16 protein-coding genes are annotated in these 17,528 nt (G+C 59.7%); 10 read left to right on the top strand and 6 right to left on the bottom strand.

Features of this window, described 5'->3' with window-relative positions; translation table 11 throughout:
- Nucleotides 1-120: 120 nt before the first annotated feature.
- Together JWQ24_RS12705 and JWQ24_RS12700 are read left to right on the top strand one after the other, a co-directional pair.
- Complete coding sequence (locus JWQ24_RS12705) at nucleotides 121-657, top strand: TRAP transporter small permease subunit (RefSeq protein WP_299808184.1); 537 nt, start codon at nucleotides 121-123, stop codon at nucleotides 655-657.
- A gap of 58 nt (nucleotides 658-715) precedes the next feature.
- Nucleotides 716-2,122, top strand: a complete 1,407-nt coding sequence (locus JWQ24_RS12700) for a TRAP transporter large permease subunit (RefSeq protein WP_299808181.1) — start codon at nucleotides 716-718, stop codon at nucleotides 2,120-2,122.
- A gap of 198 nt (nucleotides 2,123-2,320) precedes the next feature.
- Here the strand turns inward: JWQ24_RS12700 and JWQ24_RS12695 are convergent, their stop codons facing one another.
- Both JWQ24_RS12695 and apbC read right to left on the bottom strand, forming a co-directional pair.
- On the bottom strand, nucleotides 2,321-3,409 hold the full coding sequence (locus JWQ24_RS12695) for a TRAP transporter substrate-binding protein (RefSeq protein WP_299808179.1): 1,089 nt from the start codon (nucleotides 3,407-3,409) through the stop codon (nucleotides 2,321-2,323).
- 206 nt (nucleotides 3,410-3,615) lie between these two features.
- On the bottom strand, nucleotides 3,616-4,758 hold the full coding sequence (gene apbC / locus JWQ24_RS12690) for an iron-sulfur cluster carrier protein ApbC (RefSeq protein WP_299808177.1): 1,143 nt from the start codon (nucleotides 4,756-4,758) through the stop codon (nucleotides 3,616-3,618).
- 249 nt (nucleotides 4,759-5,007) lie between these two features.
- On the opposite strand from apbC, the gene JWQ24_RS12685 reads away from it, so the two are divergent.
- The 4 genes from JWQ24_RS12685 to JWQ24_RS12670 all read left to right on the top strand — a co-directional run bounded on the left by JWQ24_RS12685 (nucleotide 5,008) and on the right by JWQ24_RS12670 (nucleotide 8,435).
- Entirely contained in the window at nucleotides 5,008-5,877 is an 870-nt protein-coding gene (locus JWQ24_RS12685) for an NAD(P)-dependent oxidoreductase (RefSeq protein ID WP_299808175.1), read from the top strand.
- 159 nt (nucleotides 5,878-6,036) lie between these two features.
- Nucleotides 6,037-7,638, top strand: coding sequence for an ATP-binding protein (locus tag JWQ24_RS12680; RefSeq protein WP_299808172.1), 1,602 nt, complete (start codon nucleotides 6,037-6,039; stop codon nucleotides 7,636-7,638).
- Nucleotides 7,639-7,693: 55 nt separating this feature from the next.
- Nucleotides 7,694-7,912 carry a DUF1289 domain-containing protein gene (locus JWQ24_RS12675; protein ID WP_299808169.1) on the top strand — a complete coding sequence of 73 codons (219 nt, stop codon included), beginning with the start codon at nucleotides 7,694-7,696 and terminating at the stop codon, nucleotides 7,910-7,912.
- 10 nt (nucleotides 7,913-7,922) lie between these two features.
- On the top strand, nucleotides 7,923-8,435 hold the full coding sequence (locus JWQ24_RS12670; RefSeq protein ID WP_299808167.1) for a TIGR02281 family clan AA aspartic protease: 513 nt from the start codon (nucleotides 7,923-7,925) through the stop codon (nucleotides 8,433-8,435).
- Here JWQ24_RS12670 and dusA read toward each other — a convergent pair.
- From dusA to JWQ24_RS12650, 4 genes are all read right to left on the bottom strand, one after another.
- Nucleotides 8,432-9,421, bottom strand: a complete 990-nt coding sequence (gene dusA / locus JWQ24_RS12665) for a tRNA dihydrouridine(20/20a) synthase DusA (RefSeq protein WP_299808164.1) — start codon at nucleotides 9,419-9,421, stop codon at nucleotides 8,432-8,434. The two genes, JWQ24_RS12670 and dusA, sit on opposite strands and share 4 nt — an antisense overlap.
- 442 nt (nucleotides 9,422-9,863) lie before the next feature.
- Nucleotides 9,864-10,637 carry a DUF2182 domain-containing protein gene (locus JWQ24_RS12660; RefSeq protein ID WP_299808161.1) on the bottom strand — a complete coding sequence of 258 codons (774 nt, stop codon included), beginning with the start codon at nucleotides 10,635-10,637 and terminating at the stop codon, nucleotides 9,864-9,866.
- A 55-nt stretch (nucleotides 10,638-10,692) separates the two neighbouring features.
- The gene (locus tag JWQ24_RS12655) at nucleotides 10,693-11,325 is read right to left on the bottom strand and encodes a DUF1326 domain-containing protein (RefSeq protein WP_299808158.1); all 633 of its coding nucleotides are present in this window, start codon (nucleotides 11,323-11,325) and stop codon (nucleotides 10,693-10,695) included.
- Between the two features lie 710 nt (nucleotides 11,326-12,035).
- Nucleotides 12,036-12,716, bottom strand: a complete 681-nt coding sequence (locus JWQ24_RS12650) for a response regulator transcription factor (RefSeq protein ID WP_299808156.1) — start codon at nucleotides 12,714-12,716, stop codon at nucleotides 12,036-12,038.
- Between the two features lie 646 nt (nucleotides 12,717-13,362).
- On the opposite strand from JWQ24_RS12650, the gene JWQ24_RS12645 reads away from it, so the two are divergent.
- The 4 genes from JWQ24_RS12645 (at nucleotide 13,363) to JWQ24_RS12630 (ending at nucleotide 17,520) form a co-directional block, all read left to right on the top strand.
- Nucleotides 13,363-14,277, top strand: a complete 915-nt coding sequence (locus JWQ24_RS12645) for a response regulator transcription factor (protein WP_299808154.1) — start codon at nucleotides 13,363-13,365, stop codon at nucleotides 14,275-14,277.
- Between the two features lie 620 nt (nucleotides 14,278-14,897).
- A complete protein-coding gene (locus JWQ24_RS12640) occupies nucleotides 14,898-15,617 on the top strand; it encodes a sugar phosphate nucleotidyltransferase (protein WP_299808151.1) in 720 nt (239 codons plus the stop codon).
- Between the two features lie 71 nt (nucleotides 15,618-15,688).
- Complete coding sequence (locus tag JWQ24_RS12635) at nucleotides 15,689-16,825, top strand: DegT/DnrJ/EryC1/StrS aminotransferase family protein (protein WP_299808148.1); 1,137 nt, start codon at nucleotides 15,689-15,691, stop codon at nucleotides 16,823-16,825.
- A gap of 2 nt (nucleotides 16,826-16,827) precedes the next feature.
- Nucleotides 16,828-17,520, top strand: coding sequence for a sugar transferase (locus JWQ24_RS12630; protein ID WP_299808145.1), 693 nt, complete (start codon nucleotides 16,828-16,830; stop codon nucleotides 17,518-17,520).
- The last annotated feature ends 8 nt before the right edge of the window (nucleotides 17,521-17,528 follow it).

Here is a 17,528-nt window from a genome sequence, read left to right as displayed (position 1 = left end):
ACGGCGCCGGGCCGCGCTGAAATGGTGCCGCCGCATCACGTCGTCGCAGCGCGAAAAGCTGCCCTTTCTCCGTGAGAAAGCGAAGTCGACGGGTGCAGACGGAGTTTTGGGGGGAGCACGGTGGACGTACTCAAAATCACGCGCGTGATCGATCATCTGAGCGATGCCTTCGGGTTCATCGCCAAGTGGATGGTGCTGCTCGCCTGCCTGGTCAGCGCCGGCAATGCGACGATCCGCTATCTGTTCAACTACTCGTCCAATGGCTGGCTCGAGATCCAGTGGTATATGTTCGCCGGCATCGTGTTTCTCGGCGCCGCGCAAACGCTGCGGCTCAACGAGCATGTCCGCGTCGATCTCGTCTATTCCGCGGTCTCGGATCGTGCGCGGCTGTGGATCGACATTGTCGGCATCATCTTCTTCCTGCTGCCGGCGATGATCTACCTGTTGTACCTGACCACGCCGTTCTTCCTGAATTCATGGCGCCTGCAGGAAACCTCAAGCAATGCCGGCGGCCTGATCCTTTGGCCCGTGAAGGGCATCCTGCCGCTCGGCTTCCTGCTGTTGCTGCTGCAGGGACTGGCCGAACTCGCCAAGCGGATCGCGGGCCTCGCAGGTCTCGTCAAGATCGACACCCACTACGAAGCGCCGCTGCAGTAACCCGACTTCTTCATTGCTACCTTGACCACAAAGCCACCTTACCAGTCAGGACCGATCGATGTTTTCCTATGGCGTGATGCCCCCGCTGATGTTCGGCACCATGATCTGTTTCATGCTGATCGGATTCCCGGTGGCGTTTTCGCTGGCCGCGGTGGGCCTGTTCTTCGGCATCGTCGGCATCTTCACAGGCCATTTCGATCCGTCCTTCCTGCAGGCGCTCCCGTTCCGTTTCTACGGCACGATCTCCAATGACCTGCTGCTGTCGATCCCGTTCTTCACCTTCATGGGCGCCATTCTCGAACGTTGCGGCCTGGCTGAAGACCTGCTGGAAGGCACCGGCCAGCTGTTCGGCAAGGTCCCGGGCGGTCTGGCCTATGCAGTGATCATCGTGGGTGCCGTGCTCGGCGCCATCACCGGCACCGTCGCCGCTTCGGTGATCGCGATGGGCGTGATCTCGCTGCCGATCATGATCCGCTACGGCTACGACATGCGCGTCGCCACCGGCGTGATCGCGGCGTCCGGCACCATCACGCAGCTGATCCCGCCGTCGCTGGTGCTGATCGTTCTCGCCGACCAGCTCGGCCGCTCGGTCGGCGACATGTATCTCGGCGCGATCGGGCCTTCCATCCTGCAGGTCGTGATCTTCATCCTCTACATCGTGGTGCTGTCGATCCTGCGGCCGAACTCGATGCCGCCACTGCCGGCCGACGTCCGTCAGCCGCTGAACTGGAAGCTGGTCAGCCGCGTGCTGTGGGGCATGATCCCCTCGATCGTGCTGATCTTCCTGGTGCTCGGCACCATCGGAATGGGTCTGGCGACGCCAACCGAAGCCGGCGCGATGGGCGCGGTCGGCGCGATGGTGCTGGCCGCCCTGCACCGCCGCCTGACGTGGCCGCTGGTCGAGCAGGCGATGACCTCGACCATGCGACTGACCTCGATGGTCGTCTTCATCCTGATCGGTTCGACCTGCTTCAGCCTGGTGTTTCAGGGCATGGACGGCGCACGCTGGATCGAGCACCTGCTCACTGGCCTGCCGGGCGGCGCGCTGGGCTTCCTGATCTTCGTCAATATCTTCGTTTTCTTCCTGGCGTTCTTCCTCGATTTCTTCGAGATCGCCTTCATCATCATCCCCCTGCTCGCCCCGGTCGCGAGCAAGCTGGGCATCGACCTCGTCTGGTTCGGCGTGCTGCTGTGCGTCAACATGCAGACCTCGTTCATGCACCCGCCGTTCGGCTTCGCATTGTTCTACCTGCGCGGCATCGCGCCGCCCGTCGTAAAGAGCAAGGACATCTACTGGGGTGCCATGCCCTGGGTGGCGATGCAGGTCATCCTGGTGATCATCGTGATCTGGTGGCCGGGGCTGGTCACCTACTGGATCGACAACTCGGTGGTAGACACCACCAACGTGAAGATCGACATCCCGCAGATCGAAATGCCGACGCTAGATTTCGGGCCGTCGAAGTAGCGGGCGTTCGCCTTCTCAAGCTTCGCCACTGAAGCCGGAGCAACAGGCAGCGCATCGACAAGATTCCCGCCGCGGTTTACCGCAGCGGGAATTTCGGCAGATGCAGTCATTAGCGACAACTTGAAGATCATCCATCGCGCAAGCAAAAACCCGGCCCCCTCGCGAGGGCCGGGTTTTTCTTCTGTGCTGCGATCTTGATCAGCCGCGGGTGCGGGAACGGATCATGAAGCTGTCGAAGGTGTATTCGGCAACCTGCCACCACAGATATTCGTCGGAGCGGTAGGCCTGCATGGCGTCGATCGACTTCTTGAAGTCGGCGTTCTTGGCGGAGATTTCACCCCACAATTCGTTGGTCGCCTTCAGGCAGGCGTCCAGCACTTCGTTGGTGAAGGGCCGCAACTGCGTGCCGCCGGCCACCAGCTGCTTCAGCGCCGCCGGATTCTGCATGTCGTAACGTGCGGCCATCCAGGTGTTGGCGTTGGTGCAGGCATTGGTGAGGATCGCCTGGTAGTGCTTCGGCAGCGAGTTGAATTTCTCCAGGTTGGTGAAGGCATGCACCGTCGGGCCGCCTTCCCAGAAGCCGGGATAGTAGTAGTACTTGGCAACCTTCTGGAAGCCGAGCTTCTGGTCATCGTACGGACCGACCCACTCGGCGGCGTCGATGGTGCCCTTCTCCAGCGACGGATAGATGTCGCCGCCGGCAAGCTGCTGCGGCACCACGCCGACCTTCTGCAACACCTGGCCGGCGATGCCGCCGATGCGCATCTTCAGGCCGGACAGATCGGCGACGGTCTTGATCTCCTTGCGGAACCAGCCGCCCATCTGGGTGCCGGTGTTGCCGCAGGGATGGCCGATGACGCCGAACTTCTTGAAGAACTCGTTGCCGAGCTCCATGCCGCCGCCCTGGTACCACCAGGAGTTCTGCTGGCGGGCGTTGAGGCCGAACGGCACCGAGGCGTAAATCGCGAAGGTCGGATCCTTGCCGACATAGTAATACGACACCGTATGGCACATTTCGACGGTGCCGTTGGAGGTCGCATCCAGCGCCTGCAGTCCGGGGACGATTTCGCCCGCCGCGAACACCTGGATCTGAAACTTGTTGTCGGTCATTTCGGCGACCTGCTTCGCCATGTATTCGGCGCCGCCATAAATGGTATCGAGCGACTTCGGAAAGCTCGACGTCAGGCGCCACTTGATCTCCGGCATCGACTGCGCGATGGCGGGCGATGCTACTGCAGCGACCGCTGCTCCGGCCGTCGATACTTTCAAAAATTCACGGCGCTTCATTCAATCTCTCCTGTTGCAGGCGTTTTCCCTAGAATTCCCTGGAGCATATTCATCGGAAGAACCGTAGTTGATTCAACCAAAGACGCTCTGGTGAAGGGTTCTGTAACACGGATCAGAGCCGCGGAAAACGCGACGTGCGCCATCGCAGCCCCATTTAAACGAAAGTTCAATGCGGCGAATGCGCTATGCATTTGTGGAGTAACGGATCAGGCGGCGGCGGTGACGCCCTGCAGCTGATCCCGGATCTGGGTCGCGATCGAACGATAGATCGCCGCGTGCGGACCCTCCGGCTCGCTGTGCACGACGGGCGTGCCGGCGTCCGACATCGCCCGGATCGACATGTGCAGCGGCACCTCGCCGAGGAACGGCACGCCGAGCCGCTCGGCCTCATGGCGCGCGCCGCCGTGGCCGAAGATGTCCGACCGCGTGCCGCATTCCGGGCACTGGAAATAGCTCATGTTCTCGATGATGCCGAGCACGGGCACGTTGACCTTGCTGAACATCGCCAGCCCCCGGCGGGCATCGATCAGCGCCAGATCCTGCGGCGTCGAGACGATCACCGCGCCCTTGAGCGGAACGTTCTGCGCCAGCGTGAGCTGCGCGTCGCCGGTGCCGGGCGGCATGTCGACGACGAGCACGTCGAGCCTGCCCCAGGCGACGTCGCGCAGCATCTGCGTAATGGCCGACATCACCATCGGGCCGCGCCAGATCATCGCGGTCTCTTCCTCGACCAGGAAGCCGATCGACATGATCGACAGACCGAAGCGCTGGATCGGCAGCATCTTCCTGTTGTCGTCGAGAACCGGCCTTTCGCGGATGCCGGTCAGCCGCGGCACCGAGGGGCCGTAGATATCGGCGTCCATCAGGCCGACGCGGAGGCCAAGATCGCGCAGTCCCAGCGCAAGGTTAATCGCGGTGGTCGATTTGCCGACGCCGCCCTTGCCGGAAGCCACCGCGATAATGGCTTTGATGCCGGCGATTTCGGCCTGCTGCGCCATCGGCGACCCCGCCGGATTGGCCGGCGGACGATGCGCCGAAACCGGCTGCACGCCAGGCTTGTGGGAATGGCTGTGCGGCGCAGGAGCCGGGGCAGCAGCACCGGGCTTTCGTTCGGCGGTCAACGCCACCATCGCGCCGGTGACGCCGGGGATCGCACGCACGGCGGCCTCGGCCTGTGCCCGCACGCCTTCCCAGGCGCGCGCCTCGGCGGCATCGACATTGATCGAGAACAACACCTTGCCGTCGTTGACGGAGATCTCCGACAACACGTTGGCATGGGGCAACGGCACGCCGCGCGGCGATGTCACCTTGGCCAGACCGTCAAGAACCTGCTGTTTTGTCACGCTCACTGGATGTCTCCCGGACGGCTGAATTCAGACCGGAGACATAGAGCTATTCGGCGTTGAGTGCATGCCGTTTCTGACGGGCCAGCCTCGCAATTTTCCGCACTGCACCAAGCCTGTCCCGGGCTTGCGGCTCGGAACTCAGCGTCTATGCTGCGGCCGAATTCTCAACCGCGGCCTCCGACCACCGGATGCCCTCCTCTTTCCCCACACACCACGTTCGGCGCACAAGCCGACCACGCAAAGGGTATGCACATGGCCAAAATTGCTTTCATCGGTCTCGGCGTCATGGGTTTCCCGATGGCCGGCCACCTCGTCGCCAAGGGCAAGCACGAGGTCACGGTGTTCAACCGCAATTCGGCCAAGGCCGCGGCCTGGGTGGAAAAGTTCGGCGGCAAGACCGCGCCGACGCCGAAGGCAGCGGCCGAAGGCCAGGACTTCGTGATGGCCTGCGTCGGCAATGACGACGATTTGCGCGCAGTCACCATCGGCGCCGATGGCGCGTTTGCGGGCATGGCAAAGGGCGCGATCTTCGTGGACCACACCACCGCTTCCGCCGAAGTCGCCCGCGAACTCGATGCCGCAGCGACCAAGGCCGGGTTTCAGTTCATCGATGCACCGGTGTCCGGCGGCCAGGCTGGCGCCGAGAACGGCGCTCTGACGGTGATGTGCGGCGGAACCGACGCTGCCTACGCCCGGGCCGAGCCGGTGATCGCCGCCTATGCCAAGATGTGCAAGCTGCTGGGACCGGCCGGTTCCGGCCAGCTGACCAAGATGGTCAACCAGATCTGCATCGCCGGGCTGGTCGAGGCGCTATCGGAGGGCATCCACTTCGCCAAGAAGGCCGGGCTCGACGTTAACGCCGTGGTCGAGGTGATTTCGAAGGGCGCCGCGCAGTCCTGGCAGATGGAGAACCGCTACAAGACCATGAACGACGGCAAGTTCGATTTCGGCTTTGCGGTCGAATGGATGCGCAAGGACCTCTCGATCTGCCTCGCCGAAGCCCGCCGCAACGGCGCCAGCCTGCCCGTTACTTCGGTCGTCGACGCGTTCTATTCGGAAGTCGAGACGATGGGCGGCAAGCGCTGGGATACGTCGAGCCTGCTCGCACGCTTGCAGCGATAAAGCCGGCATTCCGGCGGGCCGCAACCGCCCGCCGGGGCCGATTGTCATCAAAAATTAACTGAAATATCGCGTTTCTTAAGGCACCTCTTAATGATTGTGCGGCACTTATAAGGGCCGTGAAAAACCCGCGCGTGCGTGTGCAGGATCTGTTTTGTTGTGATGAGTAAGCCCGCCAACAGGCCCGAAGTGGTCCATCTTCCGGCCGAAACACCGGTCGATGTGCCGGTGCGCAATCGGCGCGTGGCGGCGCAACGCGTTCGCGAAGCCCGCGACAGGTTAACGTCGACCTCTGGAACCCGCCCTGCTTTCGACCGCGAATTGCTCCGGCAATACGCCCAGACACGGCTGTCGGCGTCGCTGGTGGTGACGCTGCTGGTGATCGGCACCGGCTTCCTGTTCGGGTTCTGGTCGCAGCCGATCGAGGCGGCGGTGTGGGCCTGCGGGATGTTCTGCATCCACGCGATGATCATCCATGCCTGCAAGCGCTACCTGGCCGAGCCGCCGTCCGCCAATGGCGCGCGGCGCTGGCGGATGAAGTTCATCCTGTTCGACCTGCTGTACGGCATGTGCTGGACCGTCGTGCTGGTGCATCCGACCGGCGTCGATATAGTCTCGAACTCGCTGATGATGTTCCTGATGCTGCTGGTGGTCGCGGTGTCCAGCATGCTCGCCGCCAGCCTGCCGATCGCCGCCTTTGCGGCGACCGCGCCGGTGACGCTTGGCGTCGCCTTCAACTTCATCATGCGCGGCACGCTCGACAACTACGTGCTGGCCGCCCTCGCCATCGCCGCCGAGGGCTATTTCGCGCTGCTGGCGCACCGGCTGCATTCCAACACGCTGGCGACGCTGGAAGCACGCGCCGAAAAGGACGCGCTGATCGGCGAGCTGGAACAGGCCAAGGCGATCTCCGATGAAGCGCGTCACCGCGCCGAGGCCGCCAACGTCGCCAAGTCGCGCTTCCTCGCCCAGATGAGCCACAAGTTGCGCACGCCGCTGAACGCCATCCTCGGTTTTTCCGAAGTGATGAAGAGCGAGATCTTCGGCGGCCACGCCGTGCCGGTCTACAAGGACTATTCTGCCGACATCCATAATTCCGGCGTGCACCTGCTGAACCTGATCAACGAGATTCTCGACCTGTCGCGGATCGAGGCTGGCCGCTACGAGCTTAACGAGGAAGCGGTGTCGCTGGTCCACGTGGTGGCGGATTGCCATCACTTGCTGAAGCTGCGCGCTTCCAGCCGCGGCATCACCATCCACGAAGTGTTCGAGCACGGCATGCCGCGGATCTGGGGCGACGAGCGCGCGACGCGGCAGATCGTGCTCAACCTGCTGTCGAACTCGATCAAGTTCACGCCGCAGGGCGGCGAGATCTGGCTGAAGGTCGGCTGGACCGCCTCCGGCGGGCAATATCTCAGCTGCAAGGACACCGGCTCGGGCATCGCCGAAGACGAGATCCCGATCGTATTGGCGTCGTTCGGCCAGGGTTCGAACTCGATCAAATCCGCCGAACAGGGCGCTGGCCTCGGCTTGCCGATCGCCAAGAGCCTGATCGACATGCACGGCGGCACCTTCACGCTGAAATCCAAGCTGCGGGTCGGCACCGAGGTGATCGTCACCTTCCCGCCGGAGCGCGTGATGTCGGCGCTGGCGCCGATGACCGAGGATGGCCCGCCGCTGCAGCCGGATTTTGAGACCAGCGTCGCCGACGAACGCCGCCGTCCCCGCAACAAGCCGATCATGAGCGCCGGCACCGGGCTGTAAACGAAATCTGAGACGAGACTTGCGAAAGCGATCCGAACCGCCTCACTATCGAACCATGAGCAAAGAAACGCCGTGCATCGCCGTCTGCATCATCGACCCCACAACCGCCCTCTGCCTGGGCTGCGGACGCACGCTTCCCGAGATCTCCGGCTGGTTCAGGATGGAGAGCACGGAGCGGCTGGACATCATGGCGCAGCTCGACGCGCGCATGATGGAAGCTGGTCTCGCGCCATCGTCCACCTACGCGCCCAGAAAGAAATCCGCGACCTCCTGACAGGTGCGCTGTGAGCCGCGTGCTGCTGCTGGTCGTGCTGGTCGCAGCCACCGCGGGCGCGGCGTGGGCCTATGGCGATCCCGTGCAGATTTCCAAAGCCAGCGCGCTGGTCTCCGACATGCTGCGCAAGCAAATGCCGCCGCCTGCCCGCGCCGTCGAAGTGCCGCGCGGCACGACCGGCGAATTCGGCCTGCAGGCCAAGATCAACGGCGTCAACGCGCCGATGGTGATCGACACCGGCGCCACCTCGGTAGTGCTGACCTGGGAGACCGCGAAGGCCGCCGGGCTGCCGCTTGAAATGCTGGTCTATAATGTCGAGGTCGAAACCGCCGCCGGCCATACGCGCGCGGCGCGCCTAACGCTCGACCGCCTCGCGGTCGGCAAGCTCGTCGAGCGCTCGGTGCCGGCATTGGTCGTGCCGCGCGGCCAGATGAAGACGAATTTGCTCGGCATGAGCTTTCTCGACCGGCTGGAAAGCTGGGAAGTCCGGCCGGACAAATTGATGTTGCGCGGCTACCCTTAAGCCGCAACTTCTTCCGGCGCATCGACTTCGACCAGCGCGATTGCCGCGCGCAGCACATCGATGCCGGCGCCATGCTTGGTGCCGTTTTCCGCCAAATAGCGCCGGAACGCACGCGCACCGCGCACGCCGTGAAACGCGCCGACGAAATGCCGGACCATCGAATGCAGCCGCGTGCCCTGCGCCAGTTGGTCCGCGATGTACGGCATCATCGCCTCGAACACGTCTTTCATCGACGCGTGCGGCGCTGCCTCGCCGAACAGTTCGGGATCGACCGCGAGCAGCCGCCAAGGCTCCTGATAGGCCGCACGTCCCAGCATCACGCCATCAACGCGATCGAGGTGCGCCGCGGCTTCCGCGATGCCGGTAATGCCGCCGTTGATGACGACGGGCACGTCGGGCAGCGACGCCTTCAGCCGGTAGACGCGGTCGTAATCGAGCGGCGGGATGTTGCGGTTTTCCTTCGGCGACAGGCCATTCAGCCACGCTTTTCGCGCATGCACGACTAGGCCATCGGCACCGGCGGCGATCACCGCGCGCGCCAGGGTATCGAGCGCCACTTCGGGGTCCTGGTCGTCGATGCCGATCCGGCATTTCACGGTGACCGGCACTTTAACCGCCGCCTTCATCGCCGCAACGCCGCGCGCGACCAGCTCCGGCTCGGCCATCAGGCAGGCGCCGAAGCGGCCGTCCTTCACGCGATCGGAGGGGCAACCGACGTTGATGTTGATCTCGTCATAGCCAAAATCCTCACCGATCTTGGCGGCCTCTGCGAGGTGCGCCGGTTCGGAGCCACCGAGCTGCAGCGCCACCGGATGCTCGCTGGCGTCGAAGCCCAGCAGCCGCACGCGGTCGCCGTGAATGATCGCGCCGGTCGTCAGCATCTCCGTATAAAGCCGCGCCCGCCGCGACATCAGCCGGTGAAACACGCGGCAATGGCGATCAGTCCAGTCCATCATCGGGGCAATAGCAAATCTAGCTTCTAACATATTGTTTTCATTGAACTCTGCAGCGTGATTCCGTCCAACCGATTTCTGGGCCGACAAATGATCCGAGCGACAGAGCTAATGCATTTTCCCTTTTTTTTCAACCAGTTGAACCATTTATGGCTTCGTCATCCAGCTCGCCTTCGCTGATCTTTGTTCGATCCAGAACTGTACTTCTGCACCGGCCAAGCGCGCGCAATACCGCGATGGTACATGCTACCGGCGACGACCGCTGCGACCTCGCTAGCGTCGAGCAAACGATCAGAAGGCCACTCAAAGTCGGAAGCAAAATAGCGCGACACTCTGGCCGTGCCCAGGCCCGCAATGCCCCGATCGTAGTTTCGGCGATAGCAGAGTAAGAAAACTTGCATACGGCAGGATGGGCCTAAAATGCTGCGATAGATCATTCTGTCGAACGGCTGTGAACTATCGTAGAGTTTTGTTTTCAAGCTGCGCGCGCAAGAACTATGGTGCCAGATACGATCATGGCCACACCAGCGGCGCGACTGAGCCGGTGGCCTAGCGGCAGCAACTTCTCGCATGCGACATAGAGGGCGAAGGCCGCAATCCAGACAAGGTTCATGACTCCGCTGACAAACAACAGCACCATCAGGAACCCGCAACAGCCGAGGCAGTAGCTGCCGTGCCGGAGCCCCATGCGTAGTGCGCCCAACGCGCCCGGTCTCCAGTGCCGGCTCAGGAATAGAACCGGGCTCTGGCAATAGCGAAGGCAGGCGGTCTTGATCGGCGTGAACTGGTAGAGCCCGGCCGCAAGTAGAATGACGCCGTCGAGCGTAGCGCTGTTGCTCGCCATCGCCATGGACAGCAGCCCGGTGCGTTCAAGCCCCCACTGTGCCGAGGCCGCGATGAGGCTGAAACCTGCCCATACCAGAAGATAACCACCAAGAAAGATCCAAGCTTCCACGGAGGGACTAGCCGCTTCCCCGTGCTTGCGCTTGATCGCGATAAACAGCAAGACCATGGGGGCAGCACTCGGCACCATCATGGCGATCATCATGACCCACCACATGGTGAACACGAGCGCCGCGTAGAAAGTCGACCAGGGCATCGGCTCCATCGGCATGCCGACCATGCTCATGTCTATGCCTGCCCCGGCGACCAGATAAACCCAGGCCAGCGCCACAACACCAGCAAGCCCGACCGCAACGATCAGACGGTCGCGTCGCAGCACCTTTTCGAGCGCGAACGTCTCAGTCATAGGCTCACCCCGGCCGCCGATGCGGTAGACCGCAAGACCGAACTTTAGCGCAGCATCACGCCGCGACACCTTGAGGTGTCTGTACGACGTTAGCGAGGGAGCTGTGCGTGCCTTTTGTGTCGAACTTGATCGCCCCTGTCGAGTGGATGTTGGCGGAGGCAATCTCGGCGGATCTGTGTTCAAAGCCGTCGGGCATCACAACTTGAATGCGATGGGGAGTGCCCGTCACCGGGTTCTTGATCGGCTCGACCTCGGTCTCCAGCACCCCCTTGGCAACGAGACGCGCGACGCGCCTATTCTTGTCGAACGAGAACTCGAAGGGCACAAACAGCGGATCATGGATCGTAGTGACGATCAGGCTGAATATCTGGAAAAGCGTACCCTCGGCCGAATTCTTGCCCGACATGATGTTGAAAAGTGCCTGGCGCTGCTCCGGCGTGGCGCGCTCGTCGATGATCGGTTGCATCTTCCCATTGCCCTCATGCAGCGCTCCGGGAAAATCAACGGTTGCGGCGAAAACGAGACCATCGAGCTTGGTCCCCTCGAAGTGTCCTTTTGTAATCCTCATGCCGACCAGGCCTTTGCACGAGCCGTGAGTGGGCGGGGCATTGAAATCGCAGGGACAGCCAAATGCACAATTGCAGTTCTTGATCCATTCGCCTTCGAGACGCCAGTCAGATGCAGCCATGGCACACCTCCCATCACGTTGTCAGGTTGGACTATGCAGCCGCTCGATTACCCTCTTCAGCGTCAAAGAGTCCGCATCAATGCGAGCAAGATCGAGACTGGATCTGAAGGACCCGCATTTCTCCTTGAGCTATGGTCGGTTATCTGACTGCTACTTGCTATCCTGATTTACCGAAGAATAGCAGAAAACGTCCGCAGCGTACAGGCGGAGCCATATATGGTAGTGGAATAGTTTTGCGCTCTGCCTGGACGGCTATGATCTTCCCGGCGCCTGTGGCCGATGCATATACCCAACGAACCGCTCACAGGATCAGGAGCAATCGAGCCGGGTCACGGTCCAGTCCATTCGACGATTGCCCCATTCTCGTCGCGCATCGGCTGCAAGGGACAAGCGCAATAGCTATGAAGTAGGCAAAGGACGTCGTTAAATGATCGAACATGATTCAGATACCAGCCCCGACCATCAACGCTCACGTGTTGCTGCCTGGCAACCGTTATTCAGGTGAGTGCCAGGATTTCGTTGTCTGGCTACGCATCATCGGAAACGCCAATAACTTCGACCAGCATTTCCCCGCACTTGTTCGCTTGACGATCGTTACCATCACCCACGACAACGTCGACCTCCAAACAAACTACACATTAGCGGCGCTCCAATGTGTGGAGATGTTTTTTGGCTTTTTACCACGTCGCAACCGCCGTCGCCTATTTCACTCAATCCAGCCAGATGGCCCGCACCGGCTTGTCCTCAGGGGGGCTTGCAGGATCGTCGTGCGAAATCGCAAGCGCAGCGAGCACTGTCCGGTTACTGATTTCGAGCTTCTTAAAGATGTGATGAAGATGCACTTTGATGGTGCCGTCGGTAATACTCAGCCGCCGCCCGACTTCCTTGTTCGACAACCCTTCGGACACCAACCGCATGATCTGGCGCTCGCGGTCCGTCAACGTCGTCAACGCGCTCTCCGTGAGAGCGCCTTGCTCCCGAGATGCGGTCTGCCCGGAAGAAGGCTGCGGCAACAGCGCCCGGCCTTCCGCAATCTGGCGCAAGGACTGCAGCAGAACTTCGGGCGCCACATCCTTCGGAATAACGCTGTAGCGGTCGGGCGCGACTGACATAGCCAGTTCGCGGTCCTTATCAGTGGCTGTGAAAAAGACCAGTCGCGTGGAAATATTTTCGGAATTGACGATGGAGAGGATTTCAGACCCGGTCGCGCCAGATATTGAGGCGTCGATAATGGCGATGTCCGGAACTAGATTCCGAAGCGCTTCGATGCAGCTCGAACCATCACTGCAACATGCAACAACGATGAAATCACAGTGGCCCTCGAGCAACTTGCTCAAACCCAGCAAAACCACGGGATGGCGGTCTGCGATCACAACGCTGTTACAACGCATTGAGCGGTCCTCAGCCTCTCGCCCCAAGACGTAACCCTACGCGTGCTCCGTTACTTCGTCTTTAACTTAGACGTGATCACAACAATTTTTCAAAAATAGGCAGCATCGCGTCAATGCGTACAGCGCAGAACGACATTACGAGGCTTGTTATGTTCGATTGCGTACGCTCTCCCCAAGGGTATCGGTACTGGCACAAATCCCAAGAGACGAAGCCCCATGAAACTACGGAGTGCTTAAGGCAAAAGACTACCTCTCAATCCGCCCTTTGAAGTTCCACTGCACTAACGTTTCGGCAATCGAGTACCTAAATACGACATTTTACAACGTTTGATATACATCGAGACGCCAGTTCGCTCATAGACTGCAGCGCGCACGAGCTAAAAATCGCCGGCGCTGTCTTGAACACCTCCCGACTCCCGGACATCGAAAGCCGTTAGCTATGATGAATGACATACGCTCGCAGACGCTTACGCCTATAACCAAAGATATATAGGGATATCGCGAATTCGAATCTAACATTCATAAAAGCGTTAAAATTTCGGAGACACCGAAATCTGCCAACCAGATATCCTGCGAACGAAGGAGAGCACGCCACCTCTGGAACCACATATTCAAAAACCAATTGCGTAAAGGCCGGGAGAGCAAAATGTTGAGGCAACAATCTTTCGCCACAGTTCTTATTGGAAAAAGCGTTTTAATTAGAGAAGGAATTACTAGAATTTTATGCGCAGCAAATTTTCGTACTCCAGCCTCCGTATCCTGCGTAGAAGAATTGCCGTCGACCAAACTCCAGAAGCACCAACTGCTATTTCTCATTGTCCACACGGGAGATGACTTCGACGTCGCCCTTGAACAAACCGAACTCTTGCGGAACAAGTATCCGAAAGGACGCATTGCGATCCTAGCCGATCACTATCGGCTAGACGAACTGGTTTCGGCATTTCGGGCGGGCGCCAACGGGTATTTCGTCGACGTCATGACATGCGATGTATTCATCAAATCCATTGAACTGGTGATGATGGGGGAAACAATATTCCCGCCGGCATTTCTCTCCTTTGTTCTCGATTTCAAGAGCGATCACGTTGGCAACGCGGCGCTGCACTGCGAAAACGAACAAGGAATTCTCGTCAGGATAGAGGACACGATCGCGCCGCAGCTTTCCCCGCGGGAAAAATCAATTCTGCACTGCTTGATCGAAGGCGACTCCAACAAATGCATAGCGCGAAAGATCGATATCGCAGAGGCGACAGTGAAGGTCCACGTCAAGGCGATCTTGCGTAAGATCCGGGTGCAGAACCGGACGCAGGCGGCCATTTGGGGGATGAACAATGGGTCACTGACAAGACCAGAAAATAGTTGCGCCCTGTCTTCAGCCGTCGATACGAGCAGGCACTTTGCAAAGCCCATCGGGATGGTCTCCGAGATCAAGCAAATAAAAGCATTCGATCCGCCAGAGGCGCCTCCCCCCCAGGCTAATCACGTTGGGGTACCTCGGATCGACCGCCTGATCCGCAAGAGCATCGACCGAAGGATCGATGGAACGGAACGGCTGGGAAAATAGGTAGCGGTCTCAGCGAGACCGCTCACCGGCGGCAGCCGACTTGAACATGGGAAAACCACGGCGATTAACAGCCACCGGATTGGTGCGCGTTCTCCTCGCGCTCTTGCTGGCACGCTGCCCGGCAGGCTTGGGGGCGTCGGCAACGACACTCCCCGCCACGGCGCAATTGATCTAATCCGTTATTTCAACCAATGACTGCCAGAGCATTTGCTGAGCCGCTCACGCGCCCGACGGACCTCAGCCACCAAATACAGACAAAGAATCTTGCAAACCAGCTTATTGCGCACACCGCTATTTGACCGTTAATGACATCCCGGCCGGGTCGATGCGACACCCCGCGCCAGCGCTACGCAGACGGCACGCGCGCACCTCACGTACTACCTTCACTTGCTTCACTTTCAGCATTCGTCAGAGCCATACGCCTCGATGGATTGCAGTCATTGTCCGCACCACACCGTCATTGAAAAATCGTCTCATGCAAACACACGAAGACGCGCGGATGGTTTGCGTCTAATTTTTGTCAAAATCGCTCCAGCCCGACTATCAAAGTAGATATCCGACTGTCGTGATTTAGATGAGATATTTGAACGACTGCGCCCTTTAACACCACGGAGGATAAGATGAAGGCTGTTATTCAATGCGGCGGAAGGGGAACGCGCTTACGTCCACATACTTCAATTTTGCCAAAACCACTTATGCCAATCGGAGCACGGCCTGTGCTTGAGCTTGTGCTCAAATGGCTCAGACGAAATGGGATCAGGGACGTTTTCATCACGACCGGATACCTGGGCCATCTCATTCGCAGCGTTTGCGGCGATGGGGATCAGTGGAACATGCGGATCACCTATACGCAGGAGATGGAACCGCTCGGAACCATGGGGCCGTTGTCACTCTTGCGCGAACACCTCGACGAACCATTCCTGGTTCTCAACGGTGACGTACTGACCGATCTTAACCTCAGTCAGTTCGTGCACGGTCATCGACGAAATAACGCGCCTCTCACTATCGCTACCGCCAACCGTCCGACGAAGATGGACTTCGGCGTGATCGACGAGACCGACGGGCATGTGACCGGCTTTCGCGAGAAGCCAGAACTATCGCATCTTGTCAGCATGGGCATTTACTGCATGGATCCCACAATACTCGAACGCATTCCCTCGGGGGTTCCATTTGGCTTTGACGATTTGATGTTCCAGATGCTGGAAGATGAAGCACCTGTGAACGTGTTCAAACATAATGGCCTATGGCTCGATATCGGGCGGGTGGAGGACTTCATCAAAGCTCAGGACGTCGCATGGGACGAGCAGTCGGCCGCGTTTTCAGCAACGGTCGCCGCCTGAGGCACCATATATTGTAATGATCTCTCCTGCTCATTCACCGCTTCTCTCAGCCCGGGATTGGAGACTTACACATGCTATTGGTATCAGAGCCAGCCTTCGGAGCGGAAGAGAAAGCAGCCCTGGCCGCTGTCATCGACAGCGGCTGGGTGACGATGGGCGACCAGGTCCGGGAGTTTGAGCAAGCGTTCGCCCGCATGCACGAAGCCGAAGATTCAATCGCCGTCGGGTCCTGCACGGCAGCCCTCCACCTGATCCTGCATGCGCTCGGCATCGGGCCGGGCGATGAAGTTCTTGTTCCATCGCTGACGTTCGTAGCCACCGCCAATAGTGTCCTCTATGTGGGAGCACGGCCGGTCTTCGTCGACATCGGCTCGGCGGAGGTTCCTTTGATGTCATTGGATGAAGCCGAAGCCAAGTGCACCGCCAGAACCAAAGCTGTCATTATGGTGCATTTTGCCGGCTACCTCGCCCATCGTGACGCCTGGCAGTCCTTCGCTCGCCGCAAGGGCTTGCTCTTGATCGAGGATGCAGCACATGCCCCGGGGCTGCCAGAGGTAGGGACCTTTGGCGAGGCGGCGGCATTTAGCTTCTATGGCAACAAGAATATGACTACCGCCGAAGGGGGCGCGATCATTGCCCGCAGCCGCACTTTGAGGGAAACCATCCGGCAAGCGCGATCTCACGGAATGACCAGCAGCACGCGACAACGCCTCGTCAGTCGCCGTCCGGACTACGATGTAACGATCCTCGGATTTAACTACCGTATGGACGAGTTGCGTGCTGCCCTTGGCCTCGCACAGTTAAAGAAATTGCCGGAATGGAATGACATCAGGCGGAATCTATCGCTGAGTTATCGCCAGCTCATTGCAGAGCACTGCCCATCGGTTATGGTGCCCTTCGAAGCTCCGTGGCGATCGGCCCATCATCTGATGCCAGTCGTACTTCCGATCGCGAGTAACCGACAGCGCATCATCGATCGGCTACGCAAGCGCGGTGTCCAGACCACAATCCACTATCCACCTGTACATCGCCTGATGTTTTACCGAGATCTCTACCCCGATGCTTCTTTGCCGCGAACCGAAGAATTTTCCCGACGGGAGCTCACGCTACCTCTCCATCCCCGAATGGTTCAGTCCGACGTCGAGTTGGTCGTGAATTCCCTTGCGGCCGCACTTGGCGCTGAGTTCCCGGTGGGGGCAGTCGCATGACCATGCGCGAGACGGAAAACCAGCTATTCGCAACCTCTCCTGTTCACTACGTAAACTTGCGACGCACCCTTGATATTCTTTGCGCCGGTACGGCGGCCTCCGCTCTCGCGCCTGTGTTCCTGATCGTAGCGATCGCTATCTGGATCGAAGGTGGCAGGCCTATCCTGTTCTCGCAACTCCGTCTTGGACAGAATGGACGGCCATTCCGCATCTACAAGTTCCGCAAATTCGGACCGAATTGCGACCTCCACGGTTATCCACTCACAATGGATGGAGATGGTCGTCTAACAGCGATCGGCCGCATCCTCGCTGCAACCAAGCTGGACGAATTACCGCAACTCTGGAACGTTTTTCGGGGGGACATGTCCCTCGTGGGGCCCCGACCCGAGTCGCTTGTTTTCATCGACTGCTTCCGCAATGGGTTCGAGAAAATTCTCGAACACAAGCCCGGCCTTTTTGGTCCGTGTCAGGTCTTGTTTCGGCATGAAAACAAGCTTTACCCGAACGACATCTCTGCGGCAGATTTCTATCGTCAGACCTTGTTCCCAGAAAAGGCAAAAGTCGACCTCGCCTATTTCTCTCGCCGAACGCTTGCTTCCGACCTCGGCTGGATTCTTCGTGCAGCCCGGGTGATCGCAATGGATTCCTGGGCCACATTTACGCGAAGCGGTTCATCAAACGATTCCAGCAAATGAGATGGAAA

This window comes from Tardiphaga sp. (assembly GCF_028290495.1).
Lineage (GTDB): Bacteria > Pseudomonadota > Alphaproteobacteria > Rhizobiales > Xanthobacteraceae > Tardiphaga.
Note: the sequence above shows the minus strand (reverse complement) of the source record. Positions and strands in the feature narration are given on the sequence as shown.

Coding starts and splice junctions, on each gene's coding strand:
- JWQ24_RS12680 (WP_299808172.1), top strand. CDS start 6,037: ATGAGTAAGCCCGCCAACAGGCCCGAAGTGGTCCATCTTCCGGCCGAA.
- JWQ24_RS12645 (WP_299808154.1), top strand. CDS start 13,363: ATGTTGAGGCAACAATCTTTCGCCACAGTTCTTATTGGAAAAAGCGTT.
- JWQ24_RS12700 (WP_299808181.1), top strand. CDS start 716: ATGTTTTCCTATGGCGTGATGCCCCCGCTGATGTTCGGCACCATGATC.
- JWQ24_RS12675 (WP_299808169.1), top strand. CDS start 7,694: ATGAGCAAAGAAACGCCGTGCATCGCCGTCTGCATCATCGACCCCACA.
- JWQ24_RS12655 (WP_299808158.1), bottom strand. CDS start 11,325: ATGGCTGCATCTGACTGGCGTCTCGAAGGCGAATGGATCAAGAACTGC.
- dusA (WP_299808164.1), bottom strand. CDS start 9,421: ATGTTAGAAGCTAGATTTGCTATTGCCCCGATGATGGACTGGACTGAT.
- JWQ24_RS12630 (WP_299808145.1), top strand. CDS start 16,828: ATGCGCGAGACGGAAAACCAGCTATTCGCAACCTCTCCTGTTCACTAC.
- JWQ24_RS12650 (WP_299808156.1), bottom strand. CDS start 12,716: ATGCGTTGTAACAGCGTTGTGATCGCAGACCGCCATCCCGTGGTTTTG.
- JWQ24_RS12685 (WP_299808175.1), top strand. CDS start 5,008: ATGGCCAAAATTGCTTTCATCGGTCTCGGCGTCATGGGTTTCCCGATG.
- JWQ24_RS12695 (WP_299808179.1), bottom strand. CDS start 3,409: ATGAAGCGCCGTGAATTTTTGAAAGTATCGACGGCCGGAGCAGCGGTC.
- JWQ24_RS12640 (WP_299808151.1), top strand. CDS start 14,898: ATGAAGGCTGTTATTCAATGCGGCGGAAGGGGAACGCGCTTACGTCCA.
- JWQ24_RS12660 (WP_299808161.1), bottom strand. CDS start 10,637: ATGACTGAGACGTTCGCGCTCGAAAAGGTGCTGCGACGCGACCGTCTG.
- JWQ24_RS12635 (WP_299808148.1), top strand. CDS start 15,689: ATGCTATTGGTATCAGAGCCAGCCTTCGGAGCGGAAGAGAAAGCAGCC.